Source organism: Micromonospora sp. WMMD723, assembly GCF_049863385.1.
GTDB lineage: Bacteria > Actinomycetota > Actinomycetes > Mycobacteriales > Micromonosporaceae > Micromonospora > Micromonospora wenchangensis.
In genome coordinates, this window is the sequence record NZ_JBMKNR010000001.1 from 4,966,008 (window position 1) to 4,978,278 (window position 12,271).

At 74.0% G+C, this 12,271-nt stretch carries 14 protein-coding genes; 8 read left to right on the forward strand and 6 right to left on the reverse strand.

Features of this window, described 5'->3' with window-relative positions:
• Nucleotides 1–156: 156 nt before the first annotated feature.
• Together ACN261_RS21565 and ACN261_RS21570 are read left to right on the forward strand one after the other, a co-directional pair.
• Nucleotides 157–729, forward strand: coding sequence for a hypothetical protein (locus ACN261_RS21565; RefSeq protein WP_425851820.1), 573 nt, complete (start codon nt 157–159; stop codon nt 727–729).
• A complete protein-coding gene (locus ACN261_RS21570; protein ID WP_425851822.1) occupies nt 726–2,249 on the forward strand; it encodes a hypothetical protein in 1,524 nt (507 codons plus the stop codon). The genes ACN261_RS21565 and ACN261_RS21570 overlap by 4 nt, the downstream gene beginning before the upstream one ends.
• 132 nt (nt 2,250–2,381) lie before the next feature.
• Here ACN261_RS21570 and ACN261_RS21575 read toward each other — a convergent pair whose 3' ends face one another.
• Nucleotides 2,382–3,011, reverse strand: coding sequence for a DUF4291 domain-containing protein (locus tag ACN261_RS21575; RefSeq protein WP_425851824.1), 630 nt, complete (start codon nt 3,009–3,011; stop codon nt 2,382–2,384).
• A gap of 463 nt (nt 3,012–3,474) precedes the next feature.
• Between ACN261_RS21575 and ACN261_RS21580 the strand changes: the two genes are divergently transcribed.
• Nucleotides 3,475–3,852: a hypothetical protein gene (locus ACN261_RS21580; RefSeq protein ID WP_421481474.1), complete on the forward strand. Its 378-nt coding sequence runs from the start codon at nt 3,475–3,477 to the stop codon at nt 3,850–3,852.
• Nucleotides 3,853–3,903: 51 nt separating this feature from the next.
• On the opposite strand, the gene ACN261_RS21585 is transcribed toward ACN261_RS21580, so the two are convergent.
• The 3 genes from ACN261_RS21585 to ACN261_RS21595 form a co-directional block, all read right to left on the reverse strand.
• Nucleotides 3,904–4,266, reverse strand: a complete 363-nt coding sequence (locus tag ACN261_RS21585; protein WP_421481475.1) for a hypothetical protein — start codon at nt 4,264–4,266, stop codon at nt 3,904–3,906.
• Nucleotides 4,267–4,345: 79 nt separating this feature from the next.
• Entirely contained in the window at nt 4,346–4,504 is a 159-nt protein-coding gene (locus ACN261_RS21590; RefSeq protein WP_421481476.1) for a hypothetical protein, read from the reverse strand.
• A gap of 223 nt (nt 4,505–4,727) precedes the next feature.
• The gene (locus tag ACN261_RS21595) at nt 4,728–5,030 is read right to left on the reverse strand and encodes an antibiotic biosynthesis monooxygenase (protein WP_421481477.1); all 303 of its coding nucleotides are present in this window, start codon (nt 5,028–5,030) and stop codon (nt 4,728–4,730) included.
• Between the two features lie 221 nt (nt 5,031–5,251).
• Between ACN261_RS21595 and sigJ the strand changes: the two genes are divergently transcribed.
• Nucleotides 5,252–6,196 (forward strand): RNA polymerase sigma factor SigJ, encoded by a 945-nt coding sequence (sigJ, locus tag ACN261_RS21600; protein WP_425851828.1) that lies wholly within the window; start codon nt 5,252–5,254, stop codon nt 6,194–6,196.
• A gap of 123 nt (nt 6,197–6,319) precedes the next feature.
• Here the strand turns inward: sigJ and ACN261_RS21605 are convergent, their stop codons facing one another.
• The gene (locus ACN261_RS21605) at nt 6,320–6,490 is read right to left on the reverse strand and encodes a hypothetical protein (protein WP_168222526.1); all 171 of its coding nucleotides are present in this window, start codon (nt 6,488–6,490) and stop codon (nt 6,320–6,322) included.
• 137 nt (nt 6,491–6,627) lie between these two features.
• Nucleotides 6,628–7,710, reverse strand: coding sequence for a sporulation protein (locus tag ACN261_RS21610; protein ID WP_425851830.1), 1,083 nt, complete (start codon nt 7,708–7,710; stop codon nt 6,628–6,630).
• A 391-nt stretch (nt 7,711–8,101) separates the two neighbouring features.
• Here ACN261_RS21610 and ACN261_RS21615 point away from each other — a divergent pair, with 391 nt between their 5' ends.
• The 4 genes from ACN261_RS21615 to ACN261_RS21630 all read left to right on the forward strand — a co-directional run bounded on the left by ACN261_RS21615 (nt 8,102) and on the right by ACN261_RS21630 (nt 12,263).
• Nucleotides 8,102–8,908, forward strand: a complete 807-nt coding sequence (locus ACN261_RS21615) for an SAM-dependent methyltransferase (protein WP_421486791.1) — start codon at nt 8,102–8,104, stop codon at nt 8,906–8,908.
• Nucleotides 8,905–10,755 carry a putative bifunctional diguanylate cyclase/phosphodiesterase gene (locus tag ACN261_RS21620; RefSeq protein ID WP_425851832.1) on the forward strand — a complete coding sequence of 617 codons (1,851 nt, stop codon included), beginning with the start codon at nt 8,905–8,907 and terminating at the stop codon, nt 10,753–10,755. The genes ACN261_RS21615 and ACN261_RS21620 overlap by 4 nt, the downstream gene beginning before the upstream one ends.
• A 150-nt stretch (nt 10,756–10,905) precedes the next feature.
• Entirely contained in the window at nt 10,906–11,463 is a 558-nt protein-coding gene (locus tag ACN261_RS21625) for an RNA polymerase sigma factor (RefSeq protein WP_421481480.1), read from the forward strand.
• On the forward strand, nt 11,460–12,263 hold the full coding sequence (locus ACN261_RS21630; RefSeq protein ID WP_421481481.1) for a hypothetical protein: 804 nt from the start codon (nt 11,460–11,462) through the stop codon (nt 12,261–12,263). The genes ACN261_RS21625 and ACN261_RS21630 overlap by 4 nt, the downstream gene beginning before the upstream one ends.
• Nucleotides 12,264–12,271 lie beyond the last annotated feature (8 nt).

Below are 12,271 nucleotides of genomic sequence, written 5' to 3' on the forward strand. Positions count from 1 at the left end.
GCCGGCACCCGTCGTGACCTCGGCCGACGCCCTGCGGCCCCGCCGTCGCGACCGCGCGGCCCCTGGCGTGGGCGTGGGACAGTTCTGGTCGTTCGGCCGGGCCACCCGGCGACGACCGCTGACCGCACCGTTCATCAGAATCTGGGGAATCAGAGCATGAGTGCCGACTCGGACTGGAGCGACTTCCTGACCACCGACACGCCGATCGGGGACACCACCCTGACCGAGGCGGTGGCGGCGCTGCCGGAACCGTCGGCGTCCATCGTGGAGAGCGAGATCAGCGGCGCGGTCAGTGACCAGGACTGGTCGAACTGGCACGCGGACAGCGGTGACGACTGGGCCGAATCCGCGCAGGACTGGGCCGACTACGCCGTGGAGAACGCGGCGGCCGGCAACGTCGAGGTCGCCGAGAGTGCCATGGCGCGGGCGGCCGACCACGCGAGCATCGCGGAGAACAACTACACGGTCTCCGACGAGTACTCCGACGCCGTCGCCGACCACGTGGAGACCGCCGCCGCCGAGGTCGACTGGGCCGCCAGCGGCACCGACACCAGCACCTCGTACGACCCGACCTCCTACGACGCGAGCACGTCCTACGACGCGAGCACGTCCTACGACGCGAGCACGTCCTACGACGCCAGCACCTCGTACGACACCTCGTACGACGCCGGGGGGTACGACGCGGCGTCCAGCTTCGACACCAGCATCTCCTACGACGCAGCGGAATGAGCTGGGCTGACCCCGGCGGACCCGGTGCCGTGCCGCCGGCCGTCGCGGCCGGGCTGGAGCCCGGCCGGCTGGCGGCCGGCGTCCACCGTCGGCTCGGCGCACCGCCGAGCGTGGCCCGCCAGCACCTGCTGCGCAGCATCCGCGATCTCGCCTTCGACCTGAAGGTCGAGCAGCTCAGCCTCCTGGAGGCGGTACGCGGCTCCCGCCTCGGCGGGGTCACCCTCTCGCCGACGCAGGTGCCGGTGCTGCTGCGGGTCACCCTGGAGGCCGACGGCCCCGGGGTGCGGGTCGGCGTGCTGCTGGTCGACCGCTGGCCGGGCAGGCTGGGGCGGAACTGGGGTGTGACCTCGGTGTACGTCGGCCTCTTCGAGTCGGTGCTGAGCACCTTCGACGCCGTGCTCGGCCGGCTCGACCCGACCGCCGCAGCCGCGTTCGGCCCGTGGTGGCGGCAGACAGGCCCGGGTGACGTGGCGGTGATGCAGCACGCCGCCGGCCTGGCCAACCGGGCGCAGGCGGCGCTCTCCCGGCACGCGGGACGGCTGCTCGACGGCGACGGGCCGGCGCAACGGCAGGCGGTGGTCACCCGTACCGGCGGCGCGACCTTCACCTTCGAGACGGCCGACACCGTCGCCGAGGTCCCCGCCGAGCTGGCCGACGGCATGTTGATGGTCGGCACGCTGATCGTCAGCCGGCCGGGTGGCATGCCGCCGAAGCTGGTCGGGCAGGTGCAGTCGCTGGTGTTCCGGGTCGAGGAACGCCTCGCGGCGGGCGGGACGGACCGGATCACCGTCGATCCGGCGGACGTGCCGGCGGTGACCTTCCTGCACCAGCAGGCGCGGCTGCGCGGCCTGCTGCCGGTACGGACCCTGCGTACCTGCACCACCTGCCGGCTGGAGAAGGTCGCCAACCCGGAGATGGAACGCATGCAGGAGCGCACCCGGCGGACCCGGGACCTGGCCAGCAGCATCAGCGGCCTCGTCACGCCCTACGTGCTCGCCGGCCGGCTGGTGCAGCTCAACAACAAGGGCCCCGCGTTCGCCTGCCCCCGCTGCCAGGGGATGGACGCCGACGAGACAGTGGTGACCTACTGCCAGAAGTGCGGGGACCGCCGTGCCGAGACGGCGCTGCGCACCTGCCCGAAGTGCCAGTTCGACTTCCGTAGCCTGATCGGCGCGGAACCGGTCTGGCGGCCCCGGGCAGCCGTGGCGCTCCCGGGCCCGCAGCCCGACGGCCCCCTGCCACCGGCACCACGGCCCGCGACCCCGTCGGCGTCCGCGCCCGGTGTTCCGGGCCGGCCCGGTGCGGCCCGGCCCGTGGTCGGCGTGGCGGCTGCGCCCCCGCCGGGCGGCGGCCAGTCGGTGGCCGGCACCCCGGTTGCACCCACCGCCGGGGCACACCCTCCGGGTCCGTCCGCCGCGCCACCGGCCCCGGTACGCCCGCCCACCGGGCAACCCCCACCCGGCTACCGACCCGACCCGGAGGCCGAACAGTGGCCCCGGCCACCGGGCTTCCCGCCCTGAGCCGGGCGCGCCCCCCCGGCGTCCACCGTGTGCCCCGGCCCCCAGGGCACACGGTGCGGCGGTGGCCGAGGACGCCGGAGCGCGGGTGGGGTGGGTTGACCTGTTGCGGTCAGGGTCGCAGCAGGTCGGCTGTCACCGCCGGTGCCGCCGGTCGGGCTCATCGGCGGGGCCGGCCCCGAGGCCGGCCGCGATCCGGTCCGGCATTGGATAGACGTGTTCGACGGGCAGCCGCGCCGTCGCGGCCTGCTCGTCACCCCGGCGCAGCAGGTCCCGGATCTGCTCGACGGTGGCGGTGACGTCCTCGACCGCGACGGTCCAGTCGTCGACGTACCGGTCGACAGCCTCGCCGGACAGTCCGACCTGCAGGGAGCGGTACGGCAACGCGGCCAGCCGCAGCGAACGCTCCGGGTCCCACTGCACCCGGACCGGACTGGTCCGCAACTGCCGTGACCAGTTCTCCCGGTCACCGTGCAGGTCACGGTCGTAGTGACTCAGGCAGGCCCGGGCCAGCGCCCACTCGAACCCCGCCCGCGTGATCTCGATGGACAGCACGCGTTCCTGGCCGGGCTTCGTGGCCCAGCCGCAGCGGTACATCATCCACAGGAACGACGGCTTGATCCACGTCATCCGCTCCCGCTTGAAGGGGGGCACGAAACGGCCGGCGGCCACCGCCGGCACCGCGATGTCGGGTGGGTACGCCTGGTACACGGTGACGGTCGTGGCCGTGTGGCGGGCACGGATCTGGCGTACGGGAACGGACACCCGCCGATCCTCGACGACCAGGACCCGACCGGTCCACCGGATTCCGCGCCCGTCGACCCCGTGTGGACGAGGGCCCGTGTTGCCCGCGCGGTGTTCACTGCAGGCAGGTGTCTGTCGACGTAGGAGGGTGGGCATGCGGCGATGGTGGCGAGCCAGGCGGGCGGGTATGCGGCAGTGGTGGCGGGCGCTGAAGCCCGCTGAGCAGGTGGGATGGCTCGGCCTGGTTGTCACACTGGTCACGGGTGTCATCGCGGCGGTGCCGGCGTACCTCACCGTCACCAAGGAGACACCGGCGGCGTCCGAATCTGCGGCAGGCGTCACCACACCGCCGGAACCGACGGCAGGTCCACCCGGGACGCCGGAGCCGACCGACCCGCCGAGCCCACCGGCCACCCCGACGGCATCGACGACACCGGGCAGCCCACCTCCCACCCGGACACCGCCGCCCACGGTCGTTCCGACCGTGACCAGGACGCCGACGGTGCGGTTCGCGATCACCGTCGCGACGGTGGTGCCGAACTGCCTGGACGTCTTCGGCACGGGGGACGAGCCGCCGGCCGGCCGAACCGCCGTGCTGTTCGTCCGCCCGGCCGGTGCGAGCTACTTCTACGAGAAACCGCTGCACTTCCCCACCCCGCACAGCTGGCAGGCCAGGCGGGTCGTCGTCGGCGACCAGACGTCGCCGGGACGGCGCTTCGAACTGCACGTCTTCCTCGTCAGCGACGCGTTCGCCAAGGATCTCGCGAAGTACGACGGAGCGCCCCACTCCGTCGCCGAGGTGCCGGGCGAGCCGCTCACCTCGGCGGCGGTGACGCGCACCGACGAGATCGGCAACTGCTGACCCGGCCCGGGAGTGCACAACGGTGAGGCAGCCCCGCCGGCCCGGGTGGCGTCACCGTCCCCGACGGCCGTCGTCCGGTCGGCGGCTGCGCGTCAGGAGGTAGCCGGCGTAGGCGGCCAACGCCACGGCCGCCACCATCGCCGACGGACCGACCAGCGCGCGGGCGCTCGCGCGGGAACCCATCGCGACCCCCGAGGAACGGTCGGCCAGCAACGACCAGCGGGACCGCCACGCCAGAGCAGACCCGACCGAGAGCGCCGACCCGATGGACAGCACCGATCCGGCGGAGCCGACGCTGCCGACGGAGGCGATCGAGCCGACGCTGCCGATGGACAGCACCGAGCCCCGCGACCCGATCGACAACACCGAGTCGGTGGACCACAACGACAGCCGCGACGATCCGGTGGAGGTCATGGGCGCATTGTGCCGCACTCCGGTCGTTTCCGAGGGCCGATCGGACCCGCGTCGGCCGGCACCCGGACGGACCGCGCTGCTAGGGGGCCGTCCAGAGCAGCAGCCCGAGGCCGTACGGGCCGAGGAAGATCAACCAGAACCAGTACCACCGGGTGCCCAGGACCGGCGTCGGGCCGGTGACCACGACGACGAGGGCGACGGCGGCGAGGAGGACGCCGGTTCCGCCGAGGACGGACACCGATGCGTTGAGGTGGCGGTCAGATCCTCGGGCGGCCCGACCCGACACGCCTTCCGGCTCGCACGAGCGCGGTCGCCACCGGTGGTGCCCGGCCGGGCTGGGCCGGGCACCACCGGTGGCGACTATCCGACCGGGCGGACGTCGGCGCCGGCCGGGAACGGCCTGGCCGCCGGCGCAGTCCCACTCCGGCTCCGGGGGCGGCCGGGGCCCGCCCCCGTCGGGGTCACGGGGTGAACTCGCCGACGACGGTGTAGAGACCGGGGTCGGCCTGGGCGAGCGCGGCCGTCCGCCGGGCGTACCCGGCAGCCTCGGGGTCGGCCTGGGTGGCCCTGACGTCGTCGGCGCTGCGCCACCGGGCGACGTTGACGACGCGGGTCCGGTCGAGGCTGGCGAGCAGGGTGACCGAGACGAGACCGGGCCGCCGGGCCACCACCTTCTCGGTGCCCTCGACCAGCAGGTCGATCAGCTCCTGCTGCCGGGACGGGTCGACGTCGATGACGTTGACGAACGTGACGGGGTCGGACATCGTCTTCTCCTTCGTTCGGGCTCCGTGCGGGTGGTGCCGCCACGGCGGGCCGCACCCGACGCCGCGTGGAGCTGCCGGTGAGCGGACGGGACCCGCCCGCTCTGTGAGGTAGACGACGCGGGACGGCGAACTGTCAGGCGGTCCCCGTCGTGCCGGGCGTGATCCGATAGCGGTGGGCGGCGCGCGACGGTCGACGCGTCGGCCCGGGGGAGGGAGCAGAGGTGCCGCCTCACGCCGTGCCGGGCCACCCGGGGACGCCGGACCCGGTGACCCGCGAGCGTGGTGTGCTCCTGGGGCTCAGCTACCGCCTGCTCGGTTCGCTCGCCGACGCCGAGGACGCCGTGCAGGAGACCTACCTGCGCTGGCACCGGCTCAGCGACGGGGAACGCGACGCCGTCGTCAACCCCCGCGCCTGGCTGATCAGGACCGCCAGCCGCATCGGGCTCGACATGCTCACGACGGCGCGGGCCCGCCGGGAGCGGTACGTCGGCGAGTGGCTCCCCGAACCCCTCCCGGCGACCGGCTGGAGCAGCCGGGAAACCTCGACGGTGGTCGACCCCGCCGACCGGGTGAGCCTGGACGACTCAGTGTCGATGGCCCTGCTGGTGGTGCTGGAGGCGATGACCCCGGCCGAGCGGGTCGCCTTCGTGCTGCACGACGTGTTCCGGTTCACCTACCCCGAGATCGCCGGGATCGTCGGCCGTACTCCGGCCGCGTGCCGGCAGCTCGCCTCGTCGGCCCGGCGTCGGGTCCGTGAGCAGCGCCGTACGCCGGTGCGTCCGGCCGAGCACGCGGCGACCGTACGGGCGTTCCGGTCCGCCTGGCAGACGGGCGACCTCGCCGCCCTGGTCGACGTGCTCGATCCGGACGCCACCGCGATCACCGACGGTGGCGGCCTCGTCTCGGCTTCCGTCGTACCGCTGCACGGGCCGCAGGCCATCGCCGGTTTCCTGCTGGGCGTGCGGGACCGGCAACCCGACCTGCTCGTCGACGAGGCGTCCGTCAACGGCGAACCGGGCCTGGTCGCCACCGACCGGCACGGCCGTACCCTCGCCGTGCTCGCGTTCGCCGCGACCGGCAGTGGCCGGATCGGGCACCTGTGGGTGGTCCGCAACCCCGGCAAGCTCGCCCGGTGGCGACACGTTCCCACAGGTCGCGGCCGCTGAGCGGTGCCCCCGGGGTCGGCACGGGGGCGATCTCACCGCCGGGGTGTCCCGACCGTCACCCGCGCCGACGGGGACGGCGGCCGGTCGTTCGGCCGGCCGGCCGGCCGGCGTGAGGGTCTGCCGTCAGGCCGGCTCGGGCACGCCTCCCGGATCGCCGTCGTCGGGCATCGGCTCGACCGGGGCCTCCGGCAGCTCGCCGGGCGTGTCGGGGAGAAGCTCGCCGACGTCGTCCGGCACCGGCTCGCGGGGGTCGAGGGGTGGGTACACGTCCGGGTCGAGGTCAGGATTTGTCATCGGGCAATTATCCGGCACGACTGTCGGTCGCGCCTGTCGGCGGGGCCGTGCCGGCGTCGTCGCGGTCCGCCCGGCGACGGGTCGGCGCGGGCGGGTGCCCGGCGGCCCGGGGTGGTCCCGGGCCACCGGGCAGGGGGTCAGGCGTCCTCGTCGCCACCCTCGTCCTCGTCGTCGAAGATCTCGTCGGCGATCATGCCGCCGGCGAAGCCGAGAGCCGCGCCACCGACCACACCGGCGGCGACCGCACCCATGCCGGGACCGTCGTGATCGTGGTGCCCCTCCTGGTGGTGGCCGCCGGGATGCCCGTACCCCGCGTGCCCGTTTCCGGGCTGTCCGTAAGCAGGCTGCCCGTAGGCGGGTGCGCCGTAGCCCGGCGGCGGCGGGGGTGGCGGCGGGTAGCCGGGCGTCCCGTGGGCCGGGGCGTAGCCGGAGCCGGCGTGGGGGGCCTGCCGGCCGTCGACCGCCTGCCGGAGCCAGCCGTCGACCTGCGCGGTCCAGTCGCCGTGCGCGTCGCCGTGGGCGACGTGGTGCCTGCCGTACGAGTCGTGTCCGCCGGTGAACAGGCCACCGTGCTTGTCCAACTCCAGTACGACGTCCACGCCGTGCTCGTTGGCGACGAAGGTCAGCTCGACCTCGTTGACGGCATGGGCGTACTGCGGTGCCGCGTAGTACTCGATCTCCTGGTAGAACGGCAGCGTCTGGTGCAGCCCCGAGAGGTGGCCCCGTTCGAGGTCGGCCGCCTTCACCGTGAAGCCGAGTCGGCCGAACGCCTCCAGGACGCGCTCCTGGGCGGGCAGCGGGTGCACGTACACCGGGTCGAGGTCGCCCTTGTCGACCGCACCCTGGACGGCAACCTCGGTACGCAGACCCATCGTCAGGCCGGGCAGGTGCTGCCCGTTCAGCTCGGTCACCGGCGTCTCCCACGGCACCGCCACCTGAAACGGCAGGCTGAGCTGCTGCCCCTCGCGCAGGAACAGACCACCGGCGACCGGCACCCGGTGGAACTCCACGAGCGCGTCGTACTCCTCCTCCGCGCCCTCCATCTCGACCCGGGTGACCAGACCGACGGTGATCTGGTCGATCTCCACGTCGTGGCTGCCACCGGTCAGGTTCACCTGGCCGGCGAGCGTCAGCCCCGGCCGGGTGCTCGGATTGGACAGGACCGTATCGACGCTGGGGCCGCCCACCCCGAACGCACCCAGCATCTTCTTGAACACCACGAACCTCTCCCTCGACGGCCGTCGGGCGCGCGGTGCCCACGGACCCGACGCGATGTGCACGAAACCGTTGTCCAACAACGACTCCACCGGAATCCACTGTGGAAGCCGACGGGCCGGCAAGCTACCAACGCAACCTGGACGGTGGCTGAGTGGACCGGGCCCGTGGCCGCCACGGTCCGTCGCCCCGCGTGGGGCCGTCGCCTCCGCATGGGGCCGCCGTCCGCTCCCGACCCGATCCGGGCGCGCTGCGGCCGATGTCTGTACCGTGTGGACACACGGGTGGCGGCTCAGCGCCATGACCCCGGATCGTGATCGCGGTGCGGTGCGGGAGTGGAAAATATCCGACTATAGTGGCGGCGGTCACGTCACGGTGGCGGTGGGAAGGGTGGCGATGGAACGGCCGGAGTGGGCGCCAGCGGATGTCGATCTCAGCCGGCCGAGCGTGGCGCGAGCCTACGACTACTGGCTCGGCGGCTCGCACAACTTCGAGGTCGACCGGGAGTTCGCCCGCCAGGCACTGGCCGCGGTGCCCGATCTCCGCCTGGTCGCGCGGGCGAACCGGGAGTTCCTGCACCGCGCGGTGCGGTTCATGCTCGACCAGGGCGTCCGGCAGTTCCTCGACATCGGGTCCGGCATCCCCACCGTCGGCAACGTGCACGAGATCGCCCAGCAGGTCGACCCGGACGCCCGGGTGGTCTACGTGGACATCGACCCGGTGGCGGTGACGCACAGCACGCACATCCTCGCCGGCCAGCCCAACGCGGTCGCCCTGCTCGAAGACCTGCGCCACCCGGAGGCCATCCTCGACCATCCGGAGACCCGCCGGCTGCTCGATCTCGACCGGCCCGTCGGCCTGCTGCTCGTCTCGGTGGTGCACGCGGTCCCCGACCACGACGACCCGTACGGTCTGATCAAGCGACTGTGGACGGCCCTGGCCCCCGGCAGTTGCGTGGCGATCAGCCACGTCACCACCGACAGCCGACCGGACGAGATGGGCGAGGGCACCCGGCTCAGCGGCCGGACCAACACGCCCGTCACCGCTCGCACCCGTGCCCAGGTGGAGGACTTCTTCGCCGGCCTGGAGCTGGTGGAGCCCGGCGTGGTGTGGTCACCGCTGTGGCGTCCCGAGTCGCCGGCCGAGGTCGGCGAGCACCCGGAGCGGATGAGCTTCTACGTCGGAGTCGGACGCCGCAGGTGAGCGATCGGCCCGACGCCGACGGAATCGACGACCGGCACCGGCCCGGCGTCGAGGGGTTCGTCACGGCGTGGGCCACCGCCCTGCACCGGGCCCACTACGTGCCGATCACCGCCGGGCAACGGCACCGGATCGTCAGCGCGCTGGCCGCCCGGCTGGTCACCGCCGTCCTCGCCGACCCGGCCCGGCCCGGCGACGGCCAGCGGATCGGCGCCGATCTGGTGGCGGCCGGCTTCGGCTCGCCGGAGGCGCTCGGCGGGACGATCGCGGTCATCGGCGCGCGGCTGCCCGCCGCGCTGGGCGTCGCCGCCGACCCCAGCCGCGTCGCCCGGCTCAACGGCCTGCTGGCCGAGCTCGCGGCGGGCTTCGCGTCCGCCGCGCACGACCGCAGCCTGCGGGAGCAGGACACCGTCCGGCTGGCCGCGCTGGCCGCCCGCACCCATGCCGAGGAGGCGTTGCGGGTCAGCGAGGCCCGGTTCCGCCGCTTCGCCACCCACGACCAGCTGACCGGCCTGCCCAATCTGACCCGGTTCACCGAGGAACTGGGACGCCTCTGTTCCGCCGCCGTGCCGGTCGACCGGGTCGGGGTCTGCTGCCTCGACGTCGACGACTTCGCCGCGGTCAACGACGTCCTCGGGCACCAGGTGGGTGACCTCCTGCTCCGCGAGATCGCCCACCGCCTCGCCGCCCTCACCGACCCGCGGATCGACCTGGTGGCCCGGCTGGACAGCGACCGGTTCGCGATCCTGGTCCGCGACACCACCTGCGCCGAGGACGCCATCAAGATCGCCGACCGGGCCCTGGCTACGCTCGCCGCCCCGTTCCACGTCAACGACACCGAAGTGCCCCTGACGGCGAGCGCGGGTGTCGCCGAGGGCAGCGTCGCCGACGACGGCGCAAGCCTGCTGCGGGACAGCGAGATCGCGCTGCACTGGGCCAAGGCCGACGGGAAGGCCACCCTGCGCCGCTTCGACCAGGACCGCAGCGCCGCCGACGCGGCCCGCTACCGACTGTCGGCGGCCATGCCCGCGGCGCTGCACCGTGGTGAGTTCATCGCCGCCTACCAACCCATCGCCGCGCTGCACTCCGGGCGGCTGGCCGGCGTGGAGGCCCTGGCCCGCTGGCGGCACCCCCAGCTCGGCCTGCTGACCGCCGCCCGGTTCATCGACCTCGCCGAGCACACCGGCCTCGTGGTGGCGCTCGGCCGCCACCTGCTGGAGCAGGCGTGCCGGCAGGCCAGCCGGTGGCAGCGGATCCAACCCGGGCTGTACGTCAGCGTGAACGTGTCGGTACGCCAGCTCCGCCGCAACGGCCTGGCCGGGGAGGTGGCGCAGATCCTCGACCGGACGGGCCTGGCACCCCACCTGCTCCAGCTGGAGGTCACCGAACAGACCGTGATCGACCTGACCGGCGTGGTGACGGAGTCCCTGGAGGCGCTGATGGCCCTCGGTGTCCGGGTCGTCATCGACGACTTCGGCATCGGCTACGCGAACCTGGCCAACCTCCGTTCCCTCCCGCTGCACGGACTCAAGCTCGACGCCAGCCTGACCCGCCCGTCGGCGCAGCCGGTCCGGCGGCCGGGGGCCCGCCGTCCCGCCACGGACGACGACTTCCTGCGTACCGTCGTGTCCCTCGGGCACCGGCTCGGCCTGGTGGTGACCGCCGAGGGCATCGAGACCGCCCAGCAGGCCCACCGGCTGGCCGCGACCGGCTGTGACAATGGGCAGGGCTGGCACTTCGGCCGTCCGGTGCCGCCCGAGGAGATCACCGCCAGCATTCTCGCGCAGCGCGACCTCGACACGGTGTCCCGGGACACCGCCCTGCCGGCGTTCCCGGCCCCGCAGCGCTGACCTGCGGCGGCGTGGCAGGCGGCCCGCCGACCCACCCGGGCGGGTGCGTCAGGATGGGGGGAGCCCGACCCGGCAGCAATGTGACGCCGGTCACTCCGATTGGGGACCCGATCCGGTGCGGCCGTCGTCTTACCAGGTGTGAGGACAGACATGGAAGCAGACGACGAGGGTGAACTCGTACGCCGCGTCGCCCGTGGCGACCGCCAGGCGTTCGACGAGCTCTACCGGCGTACTGCCCCGTGGTTGGAGGTGCGCCTGCGGCGCCGCTGCGCCGACCCGGACGTGGTGGCCGAGGTGCTCCAGGACACCTACCTGGCGGTCTGGCGGGCAGCGGGCAGCTTCGCCGGCACCCGGGCACGCACCGGCGGTGAGGCGCAGGGCAGCGCCGTGGGCTGGCTGTGGACCATCGCCGCCCACCGGCTGGTCGACGCGTTCCGCCGCCGCGCCCGCCGCAGCCAGGTGCCGCAGGTGGAGCTGATGCCGGCCACCGCCCCCGCCGCCGAGGACGAGGTGATGTCCGCCCGGATCGGCCAGGAACTGGAGCAGGCCCTGCTCACCCTGCCACCCGGGGTCCGGGCCGCCCTGCGGGCCACGGTCCTCGACGGGCTCTCGGCGCGCGAGGCGTCGGTGCTGCTCGGCGTACCGGAAAACACGGTGAAGTCCCGCGTCCGCCGGGCCCGGGTCGCGCTACGGGAGGCATTGTCATGACCACCCACCCCAACCTGACCCAGATCGACCGCTATGCCACCGGCGACCCCGGTCTCGACGAGGCCAGCGTCTGGGCGATCGAGGTCCACCTCGAAGACTGCGCCGACTGCCGCGCCCGCCTGGCCGGCAGCACCACGGCGGAGAGCCGGGCCGTGATCGACATGGTCGCCACGGCCCTGGACCGGGAGTTGGCGGCCACCCCGGCCCCGGCCCGCCGCAGCCGGCCCTGGTCGGTGGCCCGGCACCGCTGGTTCGTCGGCACCCTGCTGCCCTGGCTGGTCATGACGGTGACGGTGCTCGGCTGCGCCGCGCTGCTCGGCGCGCTGTGGGTCGGCCTCCCCTCCGTGGTGCTGCTGATCGCGCCCCTGGCACCGCTGCCCGGCGTGGCGGTCGCCTGGCACCGTCGGGCCGACCCGGCCTGGGAGTTGATCGCCGCGACGCCCGCCGCCGGCCTGACGATGCTGCTGCGACGCACGGCCGCGGTGCTGGCGTTCGTCATCCCCGCGCTCGCCGTGGTCGGTGCCGGGACCGGGGCGTCGATGGCGCTGCTGCTGCTGCCCTGCCTGGCGTTCACCGCCGCCACCCTGCTGTTGGGTACCCTTGTCGGCGTACGCCGCGCCGCGCTCGGCCTCATGACGGCCTGGACGCTCGCGGTGATCGCCCCCAGCCTGCTCGCCGCCCGGATGCCGGTGGTGCTGTCCGCGGACAGCGCCCGCACGTGGGCGCTCGTCACGGCCGCCCTGACCGTCGTCGCCCTGCTCCGGGTCGACGGTTTCCGGCGGCTGTCCCACCGCGACTGATCCCCCCT